This window comes from Alteromonas sp. H02 (assembly GCF_059682525.1).
In genome coordinates this window covers 3,634,658-3,655,902 of the sequence record NZ_CM185021.1, presented here as the reverse complement: position 1 = coordinate 3,655,902, position 21,245 = coordinate 3,634,658, and the positions used below count along the sequence as shown (strand labels likewise).

Here is a 21,245-nt window from a genome sequence, read left to right as displayed (position 1 = left end):
AGCGCGTAATGATTCATGATCCCAAATCCATTGAGCAGGGCTCAGATTTGTTGTTTGAGCTGGAAGAAATATTAAAAGCTGCGGGTTTGTGGTCGGCGGTCACGCCTTCACAGGAAGCGCTGGCCAGCCAGCAGCCCTTCGCCTGTGACACGCTTGCTTTTGAGCAATGGCTGCAGTTTATCTTTATTCCGCGCTTACAGGCTTTGCTGAAAACGAATACCTTACCCCCAACCATGCAAATTCAGCCTATGGCCGAAGTTACCTGGCAGAGTAATCATCTGCCTGTGCAACGGGTGCTGGCGCGTTTCGACAGCTGGAGTCAGTCTCAACATGGGTAACAACGAATTAGACGTGGTGTATCAGGATGATTACATCGTGGCCATTTATAAGCCGGCTGGTTTACTGGTGCATCGCAGCCCGATTGATAAACACGAAACCCGCTTTGCGGTGCAGTTACTGCGGGATCAGCTTGGACTGCATGTTTATCCGCTACATCGGCTGGACCGGCCAACCGCTGGTTTACTGTTATTTGCGCTGGATAGCGCAACGGCTTCGGCAATGAATGCACAAATGATGAGTAATGGCATGCAGAAGTCTTACCGGGCACTGGTCAGGGGCTATGTAAAGTCGGCCGGGATGATCGACTATGCGCTCAAATATCGCTGGGATAAGTATGCCGATGCCGATCGCACGAAACAGGTTGCACCACAAACTGCCCATTCAGATTACTGGCCATTGGCTCATTACGAACTGCCGTTTACGGTAGGCCGCTATAACACTGCTCGCTATTCCTGGCTGGGCTTAACCCCTCACACCGGGCGTAAGCACCAGTTAAGGCGGCACATGTTGCATATACGTCATCCCATTGTGGGCGATACCACCCATGGCGACGGCAAACACAATGGCTTTTTACGCGACCAGTTCGATTGCCATCGGCTGATACTGGTGTGCGTGTCGATGGGCTTCTACCATCCGGTTAGCGGTGAATGGCTGACTATTCAGACGCAAGTCGATAGCGAAATAGAACAGTTATTGGTAAGCTGGCAGCCGTTTTTAACCTGGAGTCAATAAAAGTAAGGTAGGTCCATGGCAACCCTCAATATCATCGTCGGTTCGGTATACGGTAATGCAGAAAACGTAGCAGAAGAAGTGCAGTCTTATTGTGAAGATCAAGGCATTGATGCGGAAGTCTTTAAAGATCCGGATGTCAGTGATTTCACCGATCCGCAGGCCTTGCTAGTGATTACATCAACAACCGGCGCAGGCGACTTGCCGCCTAATCTGGAATTTCCCATTGATGAGTTACGCACGCAGTTTCCTTTGCTGGAGCAAAAGCCCTTTGCGGTAGCAGCCTTAGGCGACAGCAGTTATGGCGATTCGTACTGTGGCGGCGGCAGAATTTGCCAGGAGCTGTTAACTGAATTACAGGGCTTCCCGGTAGCAGACATGCTGGAAGTCGATGCCATGGAAACGCTGGAACCGGAGCAGGATGTACTTAACTGGTTCAAAGGCATTCAGGATAAACTGATCGCTTAAATTTTTCGGGGTAGGCGCTGGCCAGCGCCCTTCGTTTGCCCAGTTAGCAGCGCTTATAACAGCGCGCCTGAGGACTCGTTTTTTATGAATGATGTGATGAGCCGTTTTACCGACTGGGCAACATTTTACATGTCCAATCTGATTGTAACCGTACTGGTACTGATCCTTTTTATGGGGGTGAACCGGTTATTGTTGCCGCAAATCGAGAAGCTGGCCACCAGTAGTAAGCTGAGTGAAGAAGCTCGCAAGAAAACCTATCACACGGCCAGATTAATCACTGGGGTTATTACCATTGCAGTGTTGTTGTTGGTGTGGGGCGTAGATTTTAGTGGTCTGATTGTACTTTCCACGTCTATCATTGCGCTCACGGGGGTTGCGCTGTTTGCCAGTTGGTCGCTGCTGAGTAATATCACTTCTTACTTTGTGCTGCTGTTTCAGAACTCTTATACCAAGGGTAATTTTATTCGTATTATCGATGGTGATAATTATATGGAAGGCTATATTGCCGACATCAATTTATTCACCACAAGGTTAATTAACCCGAGATCGGCTTAAGCCACGACCATTGAATTACGCTCAACATCAGTAATATCAAGTGATGGCTTGTTTTCCTTGAGGCAGTAAGCAACCAGGCCTGCCATCAGATTAAGCGTAAAACCGTTCATACTGCGATGTCTTGAGTGCTCAATGAATGAAATGTTCTTCAATTGGTCGTTGATGGTTTCAATAATGAAGCGTTTTGAAAGCATTGCTCTGTCCCATAAAGACATCGCTTTTGCTTTCATATTTTTGCGAACCGTGGTGATAAGTTCGACGCCTTTATCAAATAAATTAGCTTCAAGTGCTTTGCTTAAATAGCCCTTGTCTCCGTACAATTTACCCGGTAAATGTTGAGCTAATTCCTCAACAGGTTTTGTGTCATGAACATTACCCGTCGTCACTTTTGCTGCGACTATTTCGCCGTGATGATTGACGATTAAGTGTAGTTTGAAACCATAAAACCAGCCCATGGTGCCTTTTCCTCTTTGTGCAATTCCGTCGAAGGTTTTATGTCTGGGAATGCGAATGTTGTGGCAGACTTTTAAACTCGTTGAGTCAATGAATTCGATGCCTGTAGGCTTGCCCTTAAGCGAACTAAAATAGGCACACATGGGGACAATAGTACGAGGCATCACTTCTAAAAAACGCGTGTAACTGAGTAGAACAGGGAAGTCTTTACGATAAAAAGCGTGAACATACCCCAAGTAATAATTCTTAAAATCACGATGATGTGACATGTGGAAACCGATAATAATGGTCATCATTTCACTCATTGACATACGGCAAGCTCGTTGTCTTTTTCGAGTACCGTCTTCCAGCAGCTGCTTTTGCCATTGAGGGATAAACACTTTGCAAAAATCATCGACATCGCAAAATAATTCTACTAACTTCTTCATGCCTGTTCCTTTTGTTTGATTGAATCGTTCTTGGTCGAAAGATCCGATCTGGGAACAGGCATTTAGTTCAATTTCTTAAACAGGATTGGGGTTAATTACTAAGGATGATGAAGAGATTGCTTACCCGAATAACCTGGTGCTCACCCGGCCTGTGATTATTAACCCTAAACAACACTGGCAGGGGATTGGTAAATCAACCGACAAACAAATGCCTGTTCAACCGGAGCAGCCCCGGGAAACTCAGAAAGATTAAGGTAGCAGACGAAAACGCGAAAGGCGCCAGATGGCGCCTTTTCTTTGAATGCAGCTTAAAAGTATCCCTGGCTGGTTACCTTAATCCTGCCAGCGTTTACGTGCGGAAATTAACTCCCATACCGTGCTGGCTGATGGGTCATCGCTGGGTTTTATACTGCCGCATTTGAATGATTCATTGCAACTTACCCCGCGGATCCGGCTGCCAATAGAGTTTTGATCGTATTTTCCGCTGCTTACCAGCGTATCCACCAGACCATCGAGTACCAGTGACACTTCAAAGGCTTCGCCAGTAACTTCGATAACTTCAATGTTTTTATCCAATTCCAGCTTAGCGAGAATGGCTGAATCCTGCTTAGCATTAGCTGAGCGCTCGGCCAGGTCTTTCAGGTATTCCATGGCTTCTGGATGCCGCGCCCTGGCTAAACGCTGAAATAAATCCACTGCGCCTTCTACATCTTTGGCAGCCCCTGTGCCGGTTTCTTTCATGCGGGCCAGCAAAAACATCGCCCGCATATTGTTTTGTTCAGCAGCGCTCTCGAGTAAAGCCACCGCTTGATCCGTTTTATCGCTGTCGCTGGATTTCAGAATCTGCAGTGCTTTTTCATACATGGCCGGCGCATAACCATATTTAATCGAGAGGTCGAGCATTTCATCGGCTTTGGTGATGTCCTGATCGAGTACGAATCCATTGCGCAACCAATCCGCCATTAGATAGGCGGCAACCGGATCGCGGGAGCGTGCGCCAAGAATTATATAGTGTTCAGCTTTTTCGAAGTTTTTCTCAAAGCCATCGCCGGAGGCATAGGCCATGGCAACAATGGCTGCTGCCCGACCACTACCATTTCTGGCCAGTTGTACCAGGTTACGCAGTTGTGCTTTGCAGTCTTCGTCAACACAGTATTTTTTGGTTTCCGTAGTACCAGAAAAGGCGCTAGCGTCCTGACTGAATGCCAGTAACAGCGCTAATGATGTGGCACTGACGATTTGTGGTAATCGCATCATATCTTCCTTAATTTTGGCTTTGGACTGATGTTACGCATTACTCCTTGTTCCGCTAAACTTCTCAAAAATGCGCTAACACCTTGTTCACAATTTTACTCTAGCAGTATCACGGAAAAATTGCTAATGCCGGCTAATTATCACCAGAGTGCGATACATGAGCAAAATGGCTCGGGGTTTATCCCAAAGTAAAAAGGCGCCATCAGGCGCCTTTTCAAAGTAACCGCTGAATGCTTATTCAGCGCCACGCAACAGGGCGTTGATCCCTACTTTAGCGCGGGTTTTTGCATCAACCTTTTTCACGATGATGGCAGCATACAGGCTGTATTTACCGTCCTTACTTGGCAGGTTACCCGGTACAACTACCGCACCAGCAGGTACGCGGCCGTAGTGTACTTCGCCGGTTTCGCGGTCATAAATACGGGTAGACTGGCCGATGTATACGCCCATCGAGATAACTGCGCCTTCCTCAACGATAACGCCTTCAACAATTTCAGAGCGCGCGCCGATAAAGCAGTTGTCTTCGATGATGGTAGGGTTAGCCTGAAGTGGCTCAAGTACACCGCCAATGCCAACGCCACCCGATAAGTGAACGTTTTTCCCAATCTGTGCACATGAGCCAACGGTAGCCCAGGTATCAACCATGGTACCTTCACCAACATACGCACCAATGTTAACGTAAGATGGCATAACCACAACATTTTTGCCTACGAAAGAGCCTGTACGTACGGCTGCAGGTGGCACAATACGCACACCGTCAGCAGCAAACTGCTCGGCAGTGTAATCGGCATATTTCAGTGGCACTTTATCGTAGAAACGGCTCTCTGCGCCTTCCATTACGTCATTATTGTGCAGGCGGAAAAACAGCAATACTGCTTTTTTCAGCCATTGGTGAACAACCCATTCACCGGCAATTTTTTCGGCCACACGTGCTTCGCCGCTGTTGAGTAAGGCAATGGCATCGCTCACTGCTTGTTTAACTTCAGCAGGGGCAGCGGAAGGTGTGATACTTGCGCGGTCTTCGAAGGCCGCTTCAATAATGGCTTTTAATTCAGTCATGGTATGTTGATATCTTCAAGTTGATCGAGTTTAAACAATATCCGCTTTTTAAGCGTCGTCTGTTCTTCCGGCGTCAGGGCTTTGCCATGCTCATTCGATACGATAAATACGTCTTCTGCGCGTTCACCGATGGTGGCAATTTTGGCTAATTTTAATGTGAGATTGCAGTCTACGAAAGCGTGACCGACTTTAGCAAGAATTCCCGGCGCGTCCAATGCTTCCAGCTCAATTAATGTGGCATCATCCTGGGAAGAATAAAAACGCACTTTAACCGGCACATCCAATTGCTTGTGCTGGCGGGAAAGCTTGCGGGTATTGTTATGACTGCGTCCAGGCTTAGACAATTGCTCGGCAATGGCCTGTTCAATTGAACGCAGTCGCGATTCGCCCTCAATGCGCGAACCGTCATTTTCTAAAATAAGAATGCTGTCAAATACATGGTCGTCACGGGTGACGGCGATATGCGCATCATGGATAGAGCAGTTACGGCTATCGAGCACCGACGCGATCTGGGCAAACAGGGCTGGGCGGTCTTCGCCGTATAGCAATAACTCTGTGCCGCCTTTGGCCAGGTCATTATTGGTTTTGATCAGCATTTCGCCAGCTTCATGGTCGAGCTCAAAGGCCAGAATTTCCCGGCTGTGCCAGCTGATTTGCTCTGGCTTGAAGCGAGCAAAATAGTCGTCTTCGAAGCGTGACCATAAGGTCTCCAGTCGCTGGGCATCAGCTTTAGCCGTAGTCAGCAATTTGAGCGCTTTGGCTTTGTGTGAATCCACCCGTTCGCGCATGGTTACGCCGCATTGCAGGCCATTATCCAGGGCTTTTTGGGTCATGCTGTACAGCTCTCTTAAAAGCGAGGCTTTCCAGTCGTTCCAAAGATTATCGTTGGTGGCCCGAATATCCGCCAGGGTCAGTACATAAAGCAGGTTGAGGTGCGTGTGACTACGCACGGCTGTAGCAAAATCATTCACTACATCCGGATCGTAGATGTCCCGGCGCTGCGCTACTACTGACATTAGCAGGTGATTTTCTACTAACCAGGCAATCAGATCGGCGTCGGACTTTTCAATACCGTGAGCTTCGCAGAAGATCGCCACATCCTTCGCACCCAGCGTAGAATGATCACCATTGCGGCCTTTGGCGATATCATGGAAGATTGCTGCAATATAAATCAGCTCAGGCTTGTCGAAATTCCGCACTATGCGGCCACAACGAGGAAACTCTGTATTGTGTGGCTGAAAGTAATGGTTAACGTGTTTCACCAGGCGATGTGTATGCTCATCCACCGTGTAGGCGTGGAACAGGTCAAACTGCATCATGCCCACAATGTGATCCCACTCCGGCAGGTAAGCCTGCAGAATGCCGTACTGATGCATAATATCCCAGGCGAAATCAAAGAAATGCGGGTGTTTAAACAGCTCAATGATTAACTGACGACATTCCGCTCGTTCTACATAATAGGCCGACTGAAAACGACGACGAGCATTGCGCAACTGGCGGATACAGTTGGAATCCAGGCCCTGAACATCAGGGTTATCCGCAATGGTTTTAAGAAACTTGAGGATATCCTCAGGCGATTCAAATACGTTGTTATGCGTAGGAGAAATATTACCGTCAAGCAAACAAAAATCGTCGTTGATGGTTTTGCGACTCTGGATAGTCTGGTTCAGCATGTCGTAGCGGAAGCGCTGCAGCAGCATCTGGTTGAGTTCGCTGATACGGCGTACGGTACGGAAAAAGGCCCGCATCATCTTTTCAACCGCGGTTTTACTGTCATCACCATAGCCCATCATGGCGGCCACATCTGGCTGATAGTCAAACAATAAGCGGTTTTCGCTGCGTCCGGCGACCAGGTGCAGAGCAAAGCGCATACGCCACAACGACATACGGCATTCGACTAACTCATCGAGTTCATCCTTGGTGAAATAGCCATGACCAACCAGCCCTTTACCATCGTATTCTTTAAAGTGTTTTTTAGCGACCCAGCCGATTGACTGAATGTCGCGTAAACAGCCCGGGTTTTCCTTGATATTCGGTTCAAGGTTGTAAGACGTGCCATTAAACTTAGCATGGCGGGCTTTTTGCTCTTCGTACTTGGCGGCGAAGAAAGCTTTGCTGGTCCAACAGGTATCTTTTTCGTTGACCGCGTGCCACATGTCCACAAAGGTTTGGTCGCAGCCACTCAGCATACGGCTTTCTACCAGATTGGTGGCAATGGAAATATCATCCTTGGCAAGTTTTACCGTTTCTTTGATGGTGCGTACCGACTGACCGACATCAAGCTTAATGTCCCACAGCATAGTAATAAACTGGCCGACTTTTTCCTGCACGTCACGCTTAAGCGGTTTTTTGCTGACAATCAGCAGGTCGATGTCGGAGTAGGGTTGCAAATGGCCGCGACCGTAACCACCCACGGCACAAAGCGCCAGGCCTCTTTCATTTGCCAGACCGTAAAGGCTCCACAAGCGTTGCAACAACGTATCAATAAATATTGCGCGCCCCGTAACCAGTTCGTCGATGGGGTGCAGAGTAAAGGCTGCCTCTAACCACTCATAGCTTTGAGATACCAGTTGTTTAATTGATTTGATGTCGTCGACAGAGTCAATGCTAGCGATTTCTTCACATAACGATTTTAATTTCACAACTCACCCAATGAATACTTCAGAACACTCTCTGTGAATTAACCCGTTAGGATTAACCCGGCATTTTTCGCTGCCTAAGCAAGCGAATGCCGCCCGGAGGCGGCATTATTTATTAACTGTGGTGATAAATTCGTTCGAGATCTTCGTCATCCCGAAGGGTCAGTACTTCAACGCCATCCTCGGTCACTAACAGTGTATGTTCCCACTGTGCACTGAGGCTGCGGTCTTTGGTTACCACGGTCCACTGGTCTGGTAAGATTTTTGAATAACGTTTACCGGCATTCACCATGGGTTCAATAGTGAAGCACATGCCGGGAACCAGTTCGTCACCGGTACCGGGACGGCCGTAGTGAACGATCTGCGGTTCTTCGTGGAAGCCTGCGCCAATGCCGTGTCCGCAGTACTCGCGGACAATTGAATAATTGTGCGCTTCAGCGTGAGTCTGACAAATATGGCCGATATCGCCCAGACGCATACCCGGTTTGACTTCCTTGATAGCCTTATAAAGGCATTCCTGAGTCACTCTCACCAAACGGTCAGCCAGAATGCTGGGCTTGCCCACCATAAACATTTTTGAGGTATCGCCATGGTAGCCGTCTTTTATTACGGTCACGTCAACATTAACAATGTCGCCATCCTTGAGCTTCTTATCAGCCGGTATGCCGTGGCAGATCACATGGTTTACCGACGTACAAATGGATTTGGGGAAGGGCGGGTGACCGTAATTAAGAGGTGCTGGAATCGCTTGTTGCTCATTAACAATATAGTCATGGCAAATAGTGTTAAGCTCATCGGTGGTCACGCCTTTTTTAACGTGTTCACCTAACATCATTAATACGTCTGCAGCCAGTTTACCGGCAACGCGCATTTTTTCGATTTCTTCAGCGGTTTTAATTATTGCAGCCACCTGAGTCCTCTTTAAATTAGACAGTAGAATAAATAACAGCAACGGGCCGTGCCGTAGTTCTATTATTTTCAAAAGGCTGTATGTTAGCGAATACCACTGCGCGTGTATAGCGCCTGTGGGTTTTGTACTGGCAAAAAGCGTCAGTTTACCGGCCTGAAACCTAACTTTAACTTGAGATGACGGGCGCTACATGGTATAAAGCGCGCGCTTTTTGAATTAACCGTGTCATTACTGTGGATTTTGTTCATACAAAACGACTGCGGTTACTTTATATAAGTACATTACTTAAATTAAAACACACATACACTGTGACGGCGTATCGGGGTGTCTGCGTTGCTTTATGGCGATAGCAGATCGATACAATGGGTGTATGGAGGCCTAACCCCAATTGAGGAATTAAACATGGCAAACGTTTCTATGCGTGACATGCTGAAAGCCGGCGTGCATTTCGGTCACCAAACCCGTTACTGGAACCCAAAGATGAAACCTTACATCTTTGGCGCTCGTAACAAAGTTCATATCATCAACCTGGAAAAAACGGTTCCTTTATTCAACGAAGCTCTTAACTTCCTGTCTGGCGTTTCTGCCAAGAAAGGTAAAGTTCTGTTCGTTGGTACTAAGCGCGCAGCCGGTGATGCAGTTAAAGAAGCAGCACAGAAATGTGACCAATTCTATGTGAACAAGCGTTGGTTGGGCGGTATGCTGACTAACTGGAAAACGGTTCGTCAGTCAATCAAGCGTCTTAAAGACCTTGAGCAACAAAGCCAGGACGGTACTTTCGAAAAGCTGACCAAAAAAGAAGCGCTGATGCTTCAGCGTGAAATGGACAAGCTGGAAAGCAGCCTGGGTGGTATCAAAGACATGGGCGGTCTGCCTGACGTACTGTTCGTCATTGACGCTGATCACGAGCACATCGCGGTAACTGAAGCCCGTAACCTGGGTATTCCGGTTGTATCTGTTGTTGATACTAACTCAAACCCAGATGGTGTTGATTACATCATCCCTGGTAACGACGATGCAATTCGTGCCGTTCAACTGTACTTAAACGCAGCTGCTGACGCAGTAAGCGCAGGTCGCAACAGCAACCTGGAAGTACAAGCTGAAGACGAGTTTGTTGAAGCATCTGAGTAATATCCGCTTGCTTAATCTGAGGCTCAACTGAGCCTCAGATTAGTTGTACCGATCAACTCTGATCGAAGATTAAGAATTAATTAAGAGGGGCTTTCGCCCCTTTTACACTGAATTTAAATATTGCTGAGGAATTGAAAATGGCAGTGACTGCAGCACTCGTAAAAGAATTGCGTGAGCGTACTGGCGCCGGCATGCTGGATTGCAAAAAAGCGTTAGTTGAAACTGATGGCGACATCGAACTGGCCATCGAAAACATGCGTAAGTCTGGTCAGGCTAAAGCCGCTAAAAAAGCTGGCCGTATCGCCGCTGAAGGTGTCATCCTGACTAAAGTTGAAGCAGGCAAAGCAACCATGCTTGAAGTAAACTGTGAAACTGACTTCGTAGCACGTGATGAAGGCTTCCTGGCGTTTGGTAACAAACTGCTGGACGTTGCTTTTGAAAAAGGTCTGAACGACATCGAAGCACTGAATGCGTCTGAAATCGAAGGCGGCGTAGTTAGCGACGTTCGTGACGCACTGGTTGCTAAAATCGGTGAAAACATCTCTCCACGTCGTGTACTGACTGTTGAAGGTGACAACTTAGGTGCCTACGTGCACGGTGGCCGTATCGGCGTAGTTGCTATCTTAACTGGTGGAGAAGAAGAGCTGGCTAAAGATGTTGCTATGCACGTTGCCGCTTCAAGCCCGCAGTTTGTTAAGCCAGAGCAAGTACCAGCTGAAGTTGTTGAAAAAGAAAAAGCTATCCAAATCGAAATCGCGATGCAGTCTGGCAAGCCTGCCGAAATCGCTGAGAAAATGGTTGTTGGCCGCATGAAGAAATTCACCGGCGAAATCAGCCTGACTGGTCAGCCTTTCGTTAAAGATCCTTCTGTATCAGTAGGCGAATTACTGAAGTCTAACGGCGCAGACGTTGTTAACTTCGTTCGCTTTGAAGTAGGTGAAGGTATCGAGAAGAAGTCTGAAGACTTCGCTGCCGAAGTTGCTGCGCAAATGGAAGCTGCTAAGAAATAATTAGCGGTTTGACTTTTGCATCCGGCCAATGTCGGATACACTACGAGCACCTCTCCGGAGGTGCTTTTTTATAGCTGAAAGCAAAGCGCCGGCTATACCGGAAGATGACGACCGATTAAGTCGGTTTGGCTCATAGTTTGTGTACAAAATATGACCCAAGCCGAATCAAGAGGAAAAAACAACAATGAGCATCGCACCAAAATCCGCCTACCGACGCATCCTGCTTAAACTCAGCGGCGAAGCGCTAATGGGGAATGAAGGCTTTGGTATTGATCCCAAAGTGCTGGACCGCATGGCCCAGGAAATCAAAGAACTGGTAGAATTGGGTGTTCAGGTTGGACTGGTTATCGGCGGTGGTAACTTGTTTCGTGGTGAAGGACTCGCCAAAGCGGGTATGAATCGGGTGGTAGGCGACCACATGGGCATGCTGGCCACGGTAATGAATGGCCTGGCAATGCGTGACGCACTGCACCGTGCCTTTGTAAATGCCCGCTTGATGTCAGCTATTCCCCTTAATGGCGTCTGTGATGCCTACAACTGGGCTGAAGCCATTAGCCTGCTGAAATCAGGTCGTGTGGTTATTTTTTCTGCCGGCACCGGCAATCCATTTTTTACCACCGATTCTGCTGCGTGTTTACGCGGTATCGAAATTGAAGCCGACGCTGTTCTGAAAGGGACCAAGGTTGATGGTGTGTTTAGCGATGATCCGGTGAAAAACCCTGAAGCGAAACTGTATTCGCAGCTGTCATACCAGGACGTACTGGAAAAAGAATTAAAAGTGATGGACCTGTCGGCCTTTACATTGGCACGAGACCATAGCTTACCTATACGGGTTTACAATATGAATAAGCCTGGCTGCCTCAAACGGGTAGTGATGGGCGAACCTGAAGGCACGTTAATCGACCATGTCGAGAGTGTTACTGAATAATAATACAGGAATGAAATCGTGATTGATGAAATAGAATTAGATGCGCAAGAGCGTATGGAAAAGAGTATTACGGCGTTAAAAGGCCAGCTAAGTAAAATTCGCACTGGTCGCGCGCACCCAAGCTTACTTGACGGGATTCAAGTGCCGTATTACGGCGCAGATACTCCGTTACGTCAATTGGCCAATATCATCACCGAAGACAGCCGTACCCTGGCGTTAACGGTATTTGATAAGAGCTCAATTCAGGCCGTAGAAAAAGCCATCATGCAGGCCGACCTGGGTCTAAACCCAATGAGCGCCGGTACGACAATTCGTATTCCTTTGCCGCCGCTGACCGAAGAGCGTCGTAAAGACCTGATCCGCGTGGTACGTAACGAAGCCGAACAAGGCCGGGTAGCGATTCGTAATATTCGTCGCGATGCCAACAGCGATATTAAAGAATTACTCAAAGAAAAAGAAATCAGCGAAGACGAAAGTCGCGCGGGTGAAGAAAATATCCAGACACTAACCAATGAATTTATCAAAAAAGTTGATAACATGCTGTCTGATAAAGAAACTGAGTTAATGGAAGTATAAATAAGATCATGTCGCGATCGCAGACTGACGAAGCAACGCTGGACGAAAGACTGGCGTTGCTGAATATGCCTAAGCACGTTGCTATTATTATGGATGGCAACGGACGCTGGGCTAAAAAGAAAGGGAAGATTCGTACTTTCGGGCATCGCGCTGGGGTGGAGTCAGTGCGCGCAGCGGTGCGTTTTGCACGCAAAAATGCTATCCAGTCACTCACCTTGTTTGCATTTAGCAGTGAAAACTGGAAGCGTCCGGAAGAAGAAGTCAGTGTTTTGATGGATCTGTTTAATCTGGTATTAAACAGCGAAGCTAAACGGTTGAATAAAAACGGGGTGCGATTAAAAGTATTAGGTGATACCTCACGCTTTGATCGCAAACTAGTTGATAAAATCAACAAAGCTGAATCGATGACCGCAGACAACAAGGAGTTGGTGCTTAACATTGCGGCCAACTATGGTGGCCGTTGGGATATTGTTAACGCCGCCAGGCAGCTGGCTGATAAAGTGAGCGACGGCAGCCTTAACGCTAGCCAGATTGATGAAGCCGTTTTTGATCAGCATATGTCTACTCAGGGACTGCCTGAACTCGACTTGTTGATCCGAACCGGCGGCGAACATCGCATCAGTAACTTCCTGCTCTGGCAGTGCGCCTATGCTGAATTGTATTTCACTGATGTGCTGTGGCCTGATTTCGACGAAGAAGCCTTCTATCTGGCCGTCAAAGACTACAGTGAGCGTCAACGCCGCTTTGGCCTTATCGGTGAGCAGGTGGAGACCACCGAGGTTGCAAACTCCTAATGACTGCCTGCTGCCGGCAATTAGCCTATAAAAGACCCATCGCATGTTAAAGCAACGTATTATTACGGCGCTGATCCTGGCGCCACTGGCTATTATGGCCATCTTGTTTTTACCCATTCATATATTTCAGTATGTGATAGCCGGTGTGGTCGCCCTGGGCGGTTACGAATGGGCGAATATGTCGGGGATAACGGGTCGCCCTTATAAGATAGCTTTCGGGCTCATTCTGCTGGCGGGCTGCCTGACCCTGATTGGCATAGTAGATGTCGATCTGATTTGGTCACAGGGGGCGCTTAATGAATTCTACCACTGGATCCTATCGGTAGCCGCGGTATGGTGGCTGGCTTCATTTTTTATGATCCTCGCTTATCCACGCTACTCGGCGTTTTGGCGTCAAAGCTGGATGATTCGCTGTTTATTTGGCGTATTAACCCTTATTCCAACCTGGGTGGCCGTCGTAGCCCTTCGTTCAAGCCTTTACGATGTAGACACTTTTTATGGTGCATCACTTATTTTTTATGTACTCGGTATTGTCTGGGCTGCCGATATCGGCGCTTTCTTTGTGGGCGTGAAATTCGGCCGTCATAAGCTACGTCCTAATGTGTCACCGGGCAAAACCTTTGAGGGGCTCTTCGGAGGCATCATGGCGTCTTTTGCGATCATTGCTTTTGCCGCGCTGCATTATCAGGTAGAGTCTTCACGTATCTGGCTGCATTTACTTATTGGGGGCTTAACGGTTGGCGTGTCAGCGCTGGGCGACCTCAACGAAAGTATGTTCAAACGGTGCGCCGGCATTAAAGACAGCGGCCGGATTTTACCTGGTCACGGTGGTCTGATGGACCGTATCGATAGCCTGACTGCCGCTTTCCCTGTATTTGCCTACTGCTACGTCACCTGGATGGCATAATGCAAACGGTTACGATTCTTGGTGCGACCGGCTCCATCGGTCAAAGTACACTTGATGTTATTGCCCGCCACCCGGATTTATACCGGGTTTTTGCGATCACCGGCCACCGTCAGGTGGAAAGACTGGTGCAGCAGGCGAAAGCCTGTCACGCGCGGTATCTGGTCGTGGCCAGTGATGCGGATTACGAACAGGCAATCAGCCTGGCTAGAGACTATGAACTGTCCTCGGAAGTGCTAAGTGGCAAAAGGGCACTGGAAGAAGTCTCGTCAGCGCCGGAAGTCGATTCGGTTATGGCGGCTATTGTTGGTGCCGCGGGTCTTGAGCCTACGCTGGCAGCGGTGAAAGCAGGCAAGCGGGTCCTGTTGGCGAATAAAGAATCGCTGGTGATGTCCGGTGCGTTGTTTTTAGAGGCCGCCAGACAGTCCCATGCCGAGATATTGCCCATCGACAGCGAGCACAACGCCATTTTTCAGTGCTTACCGGCAGATTTCAACTACGGCGAATTAAGCGCCTCCGGTATCAGTAAAATATTGCTTACAGGCTCTGGTGGTCCGTTCCGGGAGCGGGCGCTGTCGACTTTTGCTGAAATTACACCCGAACAGGCCTGTGCCCACCCCAACTGGGATATGGGGCGCAAAATCTCGGTAGACTCAGCCACCATGATGAACAAAGGATTGGAGTTTATTGAAGCCTGTTGGTTGTTTGGTTTGCAGCCAGACGATATTCAGGTGGTGCTGCATCCACAAAGCACCATTCATTCCATGGTTCAGTATGTTGATGGGTCTGTGATTGCACAAATGGGCAATCCTGATATGCGAACACCTATTGCCTATGGGTTAGGGTATCCCAACCGAATTGATGCCGGTGTGGCACCACTCGATTTTGCTACGCTCAGTGAATTGAGCTTTTCGACCCCGGATACTCATCGCTTTCCTAATTTATATCTTGCTATTGAAGCCTGCCGCAGTGGCCAGGCCGCTACTACGCGACTGAACGCAGCCAATGAAATTGCAGTGCAGGCATTTTTGGACAATCGCATAAGCTTTAACCAAATAGCACAAATAAACGAGGAAATTCTGAATCGTTTTGAACCAACCGCCGTTTCGTCCATCCAACAGGTGCTTGAGTTAGACAAACAGGCAAGACTGGCTGCAATAGCAATGGTAGAGGAAAGTTAAAGCGTGTTTGAATTTTTGCGTAATGCCGGTGCATTTATTATTGCCCTGGGTATTTTAGTTGCTGTTCACGAATGGGGGCACTACTACATTGCGCGCCTGTGTGGCGTGTACGTAAAACGGTTTTCCATTGGCTTTGGTAAGCCTATCTGGAGCAAAGTAGATAAGCACGGTACCGAGTTTGCCCTGGCAGCTATTCCGTTAGGTGGTTACGTGCGTATGCTCGATGAACGGGTGGATGAAGTGCCACCTGAAATGGCTTCTCAGGCGTTTAACAACAAGTCTGTAGGCAAGCGAATGGCCATTATTGCTGCTGGCCCGGGCGTTAACTTTATCTTTGCTGCTATTGCCTTATACGCAATGTTTTTGATTGGTATCAGCACCATAAAGCCGGTGATTGGCGAGGTGAGTCCTGATAGCATCGCTGCGCAAGCGGGCCTGACCGGCAATATGGAAATTATCGCCGTTGGCTCAAGGGAAACGCCGGATTGGGAAGCCGTGAATCTGGAACTGATGTCATACATTGGCCAGGAAAGCATGCCGGTAACGGTGGTATCAGAGAGCGATAGCGCCCGCCAACGCGTTTTAGATATTGCCGGATGGAACTTTGATCCGGATTCGGAGTCTCTTTTACGCAGTCTGGGAATTTCGCCATTCAGGCCCGGGGCAACATTAACCGTTGCTTACGTGGCCGAACAGACTGCGGCAAGTGAAGCTGGCCTACAGCAAAACGACGTGATTGTGGCGCTGGATGGACAACCGGTGGCTGCCTGGGAAGATTTGGTTGCCCAAATTAAGAACCGCCCGGGTGAACAGGTAGAGATTCAGGTAAACAGGGCTGGTCAAACCTATGACCTTTCTGCCACAATTGGGCGCCGTGATACGCCAGAGGGGCAGGACGGTTACCTGGGAGTCAGTCCTTTTGCCAAACCATGGCCTGAAGGTTATGTGTTTACCCACCAGTACGGACTACTGGAAGCGGTGGGCAAAGCGGTCGATAAGACCTGGCGCTTAATGACCTTAAGCGTCGAGATGATAGGGAAACTGATTACCGGCGATGTATCAGTTAAAAACCTGAGCGGCCCGATTGCTATCGCGCAGGGCGCGGGTAACAGTGCAGGATATGGCCTGGTTTACTTTTTAAGTTTTCTGGCTCTGATCAGTGTGAACCTCGGGATAGTCAATTTACTGCCCCTGCCAATGTTAGACGGTGGTCACCTGATGTACTTTACCATTGAGTGGATTACCGGTCGCCCGGTACCTGAGGAAGTTCAGGAGTGGGGATTTAGAATTGGTGCCATGCTGTTATTTACCATAATGAGCATTGCCATATTTAATGATATTACACGTTTGTCGTAAGAATGCAGACGTCAGCAAGAATAAGCGAACGCAGCAGGAAGAAAAAGAATAGATGAAGTTTAATCAGTTAGTAGTAGCCGGATTGTTATGCTCCAGTGCTAGCTTAGCCAACGCTGCTTCAGGCAACAGTGAGTTTGTCGTAGAAGATATCCGGGTTGAAGGCCTGCAGCGAGTTGCTTTGGGCGCCGCGCTAACCTACATTCCGGTGCAAAAAGGTGACGAAGTCAATTCATTTCGAATTACGCAGTTGATTCGGTCTCTGTATTCGTCAACACACTTTGAAAACATTCAGGTATTGCGTGATGGCAATACGCTGATAATCAAGGTTGCCGAACGTCCAACCATCAGTAACATTATTTTTGACGGCAACGATGACATTAAAGATGAGCAGCTTCAGGAAAGTCTGGACGGGAGTAATATTCGGGTAGGTGAGCCACTGGATAAAACCGTTCTGACGTCCATTGAGAATGGCCTGAAAGACTTCTTTTACAGCATTGGTAAGTATAACGCCGACGTCACCGCAATCATTACGCCATTACCGCGTAACCGTGTGGATCTGAAGCTATTGTTTGAAGAGGGCGATGCCGCCGATATCAAACAAATCAATATCGTGGGTAATGAGCTGTTCTCAGACCAGGAGCTGTTGGAAGATTTTGAGTTACAGTTTAATACTGCCTGGTATGATTTCCTGTCAGAAACCCGTTATCAGCAGCAAACGTTACAGGGTGACATGGAAACTCTGACTAACTTCTACATGGACCGCGGTTACCTGCGTTTCAATGTGGATTCCACTCAGGTGGCCATGACCCCCGAGAAAGACGGTATCTATATTTCACTGAACGTCACCGAAGGTGAGCAGTACACCATCTCAGAAGTTGAGCTGGTGGGTGAAATGCTGGGTCATGAGAACTACATTGAGCGGGTATTACCACTTACGCCGGGCGAGTTATACAATCAGGCGGAAGTGACCTACACCGAAGAATTTATCAGCAAATATCTGGGCCGTTTTGGTTATGCCTATCCTACGGTAACCACCGTGCCGGAAATTAACGATGAAGATAAAACCGTTAAGCTGACTCTGCGGGTAGATCCGGGAAAACGCATCTATGTACGCCGGATTAACTTTAACGGCAACACCATTACGGCCGATGAAGTGTTACGTCAAAACGTAGTACAAATGGAAGGTACCTGGCTATCCAACGATATGCTGGAAAGCTCGAAGAACGCCATGTCCCGTTTGACCTACATGGAAGAAGTAGAATTTGAAACCGTCCGTATTCCGGGTAAAGATGACCAGGTCGACGTGCAGTTTAAAGTGAAAGAGCAACCTTCTGGTTCATTTAACGCGGGTATCAGCTATGGGGATCAGACTAAGTTAGGTCTGCAAGCGGGTATTCAGCAGGATAACTTCCTGGGTACCGGTAAGCGTATCGGTGTTAACGTGAGTACAGTGTCGTACCAAAAGTCGGCGCAGCTGTCTTACACGGACCCATTCTTTACCGTCGACGGTATCAGTCTGGGTGGAACTGTAGCGTTCAGTGAGTTCGATGGTTCCAGCTTTAACGTTATTCAGTACAACTCCAAGCGTTGGTCTGTCGGGGCAAATATTGGTTACCCTATTGACGAATTTAACCGTATAAACTTTGGCTTGACCTACTCAGATGTAGAGCTGTCTAACCGCGGATATTACGAGCAGACAAACCGTTTCTACGGGCAGTTTACTGACGGTCAGAATCCGGATGCGCCGATTAACTACACCAGTCTGCAAAGCTCGGTATCCTGGAGTCGCAGTACATTAAACCGTGGTTTGTTCCCAACGGCGGGTTCATCACAGCGTGCATCATTTAGTATTACCACGCCAAATTCAGACGTGAATTTCTTTAAAACCATTTACGACGGTCGCTTTTACTTCCCGCTCAGTCGCGATCAGCGTTGGTCGGTGCTAACTAAGGTCAGACTGGGTTATGGTAATGGCTATGGTGATATTAACGGCGAAGACCAGATCCTGCCGTTTACCGAGAACTTCACGGCCGGTGGTGCCGATACACTGCGTGGTTTTGAGAACAATACCGTAGGCCCCAGAGGTATACAGCGTGTTAGTGGGTCAAATTCGGTTACATTACCGGATGGCACGGTTATTCCTGGTAGTCCATCGGGCGATTCCTACGTACTTTCTCGTCGTAGTCTTGGGGGTAACGCCATGGCATTGGGAAGTATCGAGCTGATTACCCCGACACCCTTTGTGGAAGAGGATTCGTCTAACTCTGTTCGTACCAGTGTATTCATGGATGTAGGTAACGTGTGGGATACAGAGTTTGACTATAACGAGTATCTACAGTTAGATAACAGGGGTAGGGACGAACTGCTGGATTATTCTGATCCGACATTATTTCGCAGTTCAGCCGGTATTTCTGTACAATGGATATCACCAATGGGCCCAATGGTCTTTAGCTTTTCGCGAGCACTTAAAGAGCGCGAAGGTGATGATGCGAAATTCTTTACATTTAATATTGGTCAAACATTCTAATAGTAGCTGGCACAGACCAGAAAATAAAAGGAGCACCTTTTGAAACAGTTGGCAAAATACGCAATTGCATCGGCAATGTTAGGTAGTGCGATGTTTAGTTCTGCAGCAATGGCAGAACAAAAAATCGGCGTGGTAAACGTGCAAGGTATTTTTCAGGCGCTGCCGCAAGCGGCTGAGATCCAGAATGCCATTTCTATGGAATTCAAAGAGCAGGTTGACGAAGTCAACATGTTACAACGTGATGGCCAGTTATATGCTGAGAAACTACAGCGTGACGCGGCAACCATGAGCGCCACCGAAAAGAAAGAGCTGGAAGAGAAAATTCTGACTGTTCGTGAGCAACTTTCTCAGAAAGTGCAGCCACTACAGCAAAATATTCAGCGTCGGCAGAATGAAGAGCGTAACAAAATCTTAGCGCTTATCAAGCAAGCAATTGATTCAGTTGCAGCAGACAACGACTACGATCTGGTACTTGATGCACCGGCTGTGGTTTATGCAGACGAAAGCAACGACCTGTCACAAAAAGTCCTGGATCAGCTGAGCAAATTAAACTAATCAGTGGCTGGTAAATACAGAGCCGACGTTTAATTCTGCTCTGTAAGTCAGCAGGTACTTACAGCAACAACTAGTATCTACTCTTAATCAATCAGGCCAGCGCAGTGTGTTGGTCTGATTTGTTTTTAAGTGATTAACGCGTAAGGTTGCCGCCCATATGAAGTTATAGCGACAAAGTCACCATCAAGGGAGTTGTCTGCTTGCACCGTGTCGAAGGAGATAATTTTTGGCCAACCCACTTAATACTATCGAAATCCGTGAAATTATGGATTTGCTACCTCATCGTTATCCGTTTCTGCTTATTGACAGAGTGACGGATTATGAACTGGGTGTTAGCATCAAAGCGTATAAAAACATTACCCTCAACGAACCTTGTTTTACCGGACATTTTCCTGATTATCCGATTTTTCCGGGGGTATTGATCCTGGAAGCAATGGCGCAGGCCGCCGGGGTACTGGGATTTAAGACCATAGGTAAAAACGATAAGCTATATTTATACGCAGGAATAGACAACGCGCGTTTTAAGCGCCCGGTAACGCCAGGCGACAAACTAGAATTTGACGTAAGCTTGGTTAAAGAGCGTCGTGGGATTTGGAAGTTCAAAGGCGTCGCGAGTGTCGACGGTGAAGAAGCCTGCTGCGCAGAGTTTATGTGTGCAATGAGAGAGAAGAATTAACGTGATTCATGAAACTGCAGTGATTTCCCCCAATGCCAAACTCGGTAACAACGTGGCCGTTGGCCCGTTTTCAGTGATTGGAGACGACGTGGTACTTGGCGATGATTGCCGGGTGGAGTCGCATGTGGTGATTAAAGGGCCATCGCGTATCGGACGAGGTAATCATTTTTACCAGTTCACATCTATTGGTGAAGACTGCCAGGATAAAAAATACGCCGGCGAACGCACAGAGTTAATTATTGGTGATAACAACGTTTTTCGCGAAGGCGTGACGGTTCACCGTGGTACGGTGCAAGATGAAGGTGTTACCCGTATTGGCTCTGATAACCTGATTATGGTTAACGCGCATATCGCTCACGACTGTGTGATTGGCGATAATGTGATTATGGCGAATAACGTGATGGTAGCTGGCCACGTCGACATTGGCGATTACGCGATACTGGGCGGCGCTACTGCAATCCACCAGTTTTGTAAAATTGGCGCTCACTCCTTTATGGGAGGAGGCGCAATTGTATTACGTGATGTTCCGCCATACGTAATGGTAAGTGGCACTAAATATATTCCGCAAGGTATCAATTCTGAAGGGTTGCGTCGTCGTGGTTATGGTAAAGAAACCATCATGGCGATTAAGCGCGCGTATAAAGTGATTTACCGCGATAATAATACGGTTGAAGAAGCAATTAAAAAACTGACTGAGATGGCTGAAGGCCATCCCGAAGTTGGCATGTTAATTACGTTTCTGACGGAGTCAGAACGCGGCATCGTGCGCTAAG

The 21,245-nt window shown here is 48.0% G+C and carries 22 protein-coding genes; 17 read left to right on the top strand and 5 right to left on the bottom strand.

Features of this window, described 5'->3' with window-relative positions:
• Nucleotides 1-8 precede the first annotated feature (8 nt).
• The 4 genes from AC566Q_RS16950 (at nucleotide 9) to AC566Q_RS16935 (ending at nucleotide 2,091) form a co-directional block, all read left to right on the top strand.
• Complete coding sequence (locus AC566Q_RS16950) at nucleotides 9-338, top strand: YqcC family protein (protein WP_499608535.1); 330 nt, start codon at nucleotides 9-11, stop codon at nucleotides 336-338.
• Nucleotides 331-1,071: a pseudouridine synthase gene (locus tag AC566Q_RS16945; RefSeq protein WP_499608529.1), complete on the top strand. Its 741-nt coding sequence runs from the start codon at nucleotides 331-333 to the stop codon at nucleotides 1,069-1,071. Before AC566Q_RS16950 ends, AC566Q_RS16945 begins: the two co-directional genes overlap by 8 nt.
• 15 nt (nucleotides 1,072-1,086) lie before the next feature.
• Nucleotides 1,087-1,536, top strand: coding sequence for a flavodoxin domain-containing protein (locus AC566Q_RS16940; protein WP_499608522.1), 450 nt, complete (start codon nucleotides 1,087-1,089; stop codon nucleotides 1,534-1,536).
• 84 nt (nucleotides 1,537-1,620) lie between these two features.
• On the top strand, nucleotides 1,621-2,091 hold the full coding sequence (locus AC566Q_RS16935) for a mechanosensitive ion channel domain-containing protein (RefSeq protein ID WP_499608516.1): 471 nt from the start codon (nucleotides 1,621-1,623) through the stop codon (nucleotides 2,089-2,091).
• Here AC566Q_RS16935 and AC566Q_RS16930 read toward each other — a convergent pair.
• Nucleotides 2,088-2,972, bottom strand: coding sequence for an IS982 family transposase (locus tag AC566Q_RS16930; RefSeq protein ID WP_105932938.1), 885 nt, complete (start codon nucleotides 2,970-2,972; stop codon nucleotides 2,088-2,090). The two genes, AC566Q_RS16935 and AC566Q_RS16930, sit on opposite strands and share 4 nt — an antisense overlap.
• Before the next feature lie 85 nt (nucleotides 2,973-3,057).
• On the opposite strand from AC566Q_RS16930, the gene AC566Q_RS16925 reads away from it, so the two are divergent.
• A complete protein-coding gene (locus AC566Q_RS16925) occupies nucleotides 3,058-3,225 on the top strand; it encodes a hypothetical protein (RefSeq protein ID WP_499608512.1) in 168 nt (55 codons plus the stop codon).
• Nucleotides 3,226-3,305: 80 nt separating this feature from the next.
• Here AC566Q_RS16925 and AC566Q_RS16920 read toward each other — a convergent pair whose 3' ends face one another.
• The 4 genes from AC566Q_RS16920 to map form a co-directional block, all read right to left on the bottom strand.
• Nucleotides 3,306-4,229, bottom strand: coding sequence for a tetratricopeptide repeat protein (locus tag AC566Q_RS16920; protein WP_499608504.1), 924 nt, complete (start codon nucleotides 4,227-4,229; stop codon nucleotides 3,306-3,308).
• 231 nt (nucleotides 4,230-4,460) lie between these two features.
• Nucleotides 4,461-5,285 (bottom strand): 2,3,4,5-tetrahydropyridine-2,6-dicarboxylate N-succinyltransferase, encoded by an 825-nt coding sequence (gene dapD, locus AC566Q_RS16915; protein ID WP_499608496.1) that lies wholly within the window; start codon nucleotides 5,283-5,285, stop codon nucleotides 4,461-4,463.
• Nucleotides 5,282-7,927, bottom strand: coding sequence for a [protein-PII] uridylyltransferase (glnD, locus tag AC566Q_RS16910; RefSeq protein ID WP_499608489.1), 2,646 nt, complete (start codon nucleotides 7,925-7,927; stop codon nucleotides 5,282-5,284). Before glnD ends, dapD begins: the two co-directional genes overlap by 4 nt.
• Before the next feature lie 112 nt (nucleotides 7,928-8,039).
• A complete protein-coding gene (map, locus tag AC566Q_RS16905; RefSeq protein ID WP_105935079.1) occupies nucleotides 8,040-8,834 on the bottom strand; it encodes a type I methionyl aminopeptidase in 795 nt (264 codons plus the stop codon).
• Nucleotides 8,835-9,236: 402 nt separating this feature from the next.
• Between map and rpsB the strand changes: the two genes are divergently transcribed.
• From rpsB to lpxA, 12 genes are all read left to right on the top strand, one after another.
• Nucleotides 9,237-9,965 carry a 30S ribosomal protein S2 gene (rpsB, locus tag AC566Q_RS16900; protein WP_499608482.1) on the top strand — a complete coding sequence of 243 codons (729 nt, stop codon included), beginning with the start codon at nucleotides 9,237-9,239 and terminating at the stop codon, nucleotides 9,963-9,965.
• Between the two features lie 137 nt (nucleotides 9,966-10,102).
• Nucleotides 10,103-10,975 carry a translation elongation factor Ts gene (gene tsf, locus AC566Q_RS16895; RefSeq protein ID WP_499608477.1) on the top strand — a complete coding sequence of 291 codons (873 nt, stop codon included), beginning with the start codon at nucleotides 10,103-10,105 and terminating at the stop codon, nucleotides 10,973-10,975.
• 184 nt (nucleotides 10,976-11,159) lie between these two features.
• Nucleotides 11,160-11,903 (top strand): UMP kinase, encoded by a 744-nt coding sequence (gene pyrH / locus AC566Q_RS16890; RefSeq protein WP_105935046.1) that lies wholly within the window; start codon nucleotides 11,160-11,162, stop codon nucleotides 11,901-11,903.
• 18 nt (nucleotides 11,904-11,921) lie between these two features.
• Nucleotides 11,922-12,479, top strand: coding sequence for a ribosome recycling factor (gene frr / locus AC566Q_RS16885; protein WP_123324307.1), 558 nt, complete (start codon nucleotides 11,922-11,924; stop codon nucleotides 12,477-12,479).
• Nucleotides 12,480-12,487: 8 nt separating this feature from the next.
• Complete coding sequence (gene uppS / locus AC566Q_RS16880) at nucleotides 12,488-13,273, top strand: polyprenyl diphosphate synthase (protein WP_499608467.1); 786 nt, start codon at nucleotides 12,488-12,490, stop codon at nucleotides 13,271-13,273.
• A 43-nt stretch (nucleotides 13,274-13,316) separates the two neighbouring features.
• Entirely contained in the window at nucleotides 13,317-14,180 is an 864-nt protein-coding gene (locus tag AC566Q_RS16875; protein ID WP_123324305.1) for a phosphatidate cytidylyltransferase, read from the top strand.
• On the top strand, nucleotides 14,180-15,358 hold the full coding sequence (ispC, locus tag AC566Q_RS16870; RefSeq protein ID WP_105935050.1) for a 1-deoxy-D-xylulose-5-phosphate reductoisomerase: 1,179 nt from the start codon (nucleotides 14,180-14,182) through the stop codon (nucleotides 15,356-15,358). The genes AC566Q_RS16875 and ispC overlap by 1 nt, the downstream gene beginning before the upstream one ends.
• 3 nt (nucleotides 15,359-15,361) lie before the next feature.
• The gene (gene rseP, locus AC566Q_RS16865; RefSeq protein WP_499608458.1) at nucleotides 15,362-16,714 is read left to right on the top strand and encodes a sigma E protease regulator RseP; all 1,353 of its coding nucleotides are present in this window, start codon (nucleotides 15,362-15,364) and stop codon (nucleotides 16,712-16,714) included.
• 52 nt (nucleotides 16,715-16,766) lie between these two features.
• On the top strand, nucleotides 16,767-19,241 hold the full coding sequence (gene bamA / locus AC566Q_RS16860) for an outer membrane protein assembly factor BamA (protein ID WP_499608455.1): 2,475 nt from the start codon (nucleotides 16,767-16,769) through the stop codon (nucleotides 19,239-19,241).
• 39 nt (nucleotides 19,242-19,280) lie between these two features.
• Nucleotides 19,281-19,796 carry an OmpH family outer membrane protein gene (locus tag AC566Q_RS16855; protein WP_279318239.1) on the top strand — a complete coding sequence of 172 codons (516 nt, stop codon included), beginning with the start codon at nucleotides 19,281-19,283 and terminating at the stop codon, nucleotides 19,794-19,796.
• 226 nt (nucleotides 19,797-20,022) lie between these two features.
• Nucleotides 20,023-20,472: a 3-hydroxyacyl-ACP dehydratase FabZ gene (gene fabZ / locus AC566Q_RS16850; RefSeq protein ID WP_489806540.1), complete on the top strand. Its 450-nt coding sequence runs from the start codon at nucleotides 20,023-20,025 to the stop codon at nucleotides 20,470-20,472.
• A gap of 1 nt (nucleotide 20,473) precedes the next feature.
• Nucleotides 20,474-21,244 carry an acyl-ACP--UDP-N-acetylglucosamine O-acyltransferase gene (lpxA, locus tag AC566Q_RS16845; protein ID WP_499608446.1) on the top strand — a complete coding sequence of 257 codons (771 nt, stop codon included), beginning with the start codon at nucleotides 20,474-20,476 and terminating at the stop codon, nucleotides 21,242-21,244.
• Nucleotide 21,245 lies beyond the last annotated feature (1 nt).

Excerpts from the sequence above, each read along its gene's own strand:
- AC566Q_RS16950 (WP_499608535.1), top strand. The coding sequence starts at position 9 with ATGATTCATGATCCCAAATCCATTGAGCAGGGCTCAGATTTGTTGTTT.
- AC566Q_RS16945 (WP_499608529.1), top strand. The coding sequence starts at position 331 with ATGGGTAACAACGAATTAGACGTGGTGTATCAGGATGATTACATCGTG.
- AC566Q_RS16940 (WP_499608522.1), top strand. The coding sequence starts at position 1,087 with ATGGCAACCCTCAATATCATCGTCGGTTCGGTATACGGTAATGCAGAA.
- AC566Q_RS16935 (WP_499608516.1), top strand. The coding sequence starts at position 1,621 with ATGAATGATGTGATGAGCCGTTTTACCGACTGGGCAACATTTTACATG.
- AC566Q_RS16930 (WP_105932938.1), bottom strand. The coding sequence starts at position 2,972 with ATGAAGAAGTTAGTAGAATTATTTTGCGATGTCGATGATTTTTGCAAA.
- AC566Q_RS16920 (WP_499608504.1), bottom strand. The coding sequence starts at position 4,229 with ATGATGCGATTACCACAAATCGTCAGTGCCACATCATTAGCGCTGTTA.
- dapD (WP_499608496.1), bottom strand. The coding sequence starts at position 5,285 with ATGACTGAATTAAAAGCCATTATTGAAGCGGCCTTCGAAGACCGCGCA.
- rpsB (WP_499608482.1), top strand. The coding sequence starts at position 9,237 with ATGGCAAACGTTTCTATGCGTGACATGCTGAAAGCCGGCGTGCATTTC.
- tsf (WP_499608477.1), top strand. The coding sequence starts at position 10,103 with ATGGCAGTGACTGCAGCACTCGTAAAAGAATTGCGTGAGCGTACTGGC.
- pyrH (WP_105935046.1), top strand. The coding sequence starts at position 11,160 with ATGAGCATCGCACCAAAATCCGCCTACCGACGCATCCTGCTTAAACTC.
- uppS (WP_499608467.1), top strand. The coding sequence starts at position 12,488 with ATGTCGCGATCGCAGACTGACGAAGCAACGCTGGACGAAAGACTGGCG.
- AC566Q_RS16875 (WP_123324305.1), top strand. The coding sequence starts at position 13,317 with ATGTTAAAGCAACGTATTATTACGGCGCTGATCCTGGCGCCACTGGCT.
- ispC (WP_105935050.1), top strand. The coding sequence starts at position 14,180 with ATGCAAACGGTTACGATTCTTGGTGCGACCGGCTCCATCGGTCAAAGT.
- bamA (WP_499608455.1), top strand. The coding sequence starts at position 16,767 with ATGAAGTTTAATCAGTTAGTAGTAGCCGGATTGTTATGCTCCAGTGCT.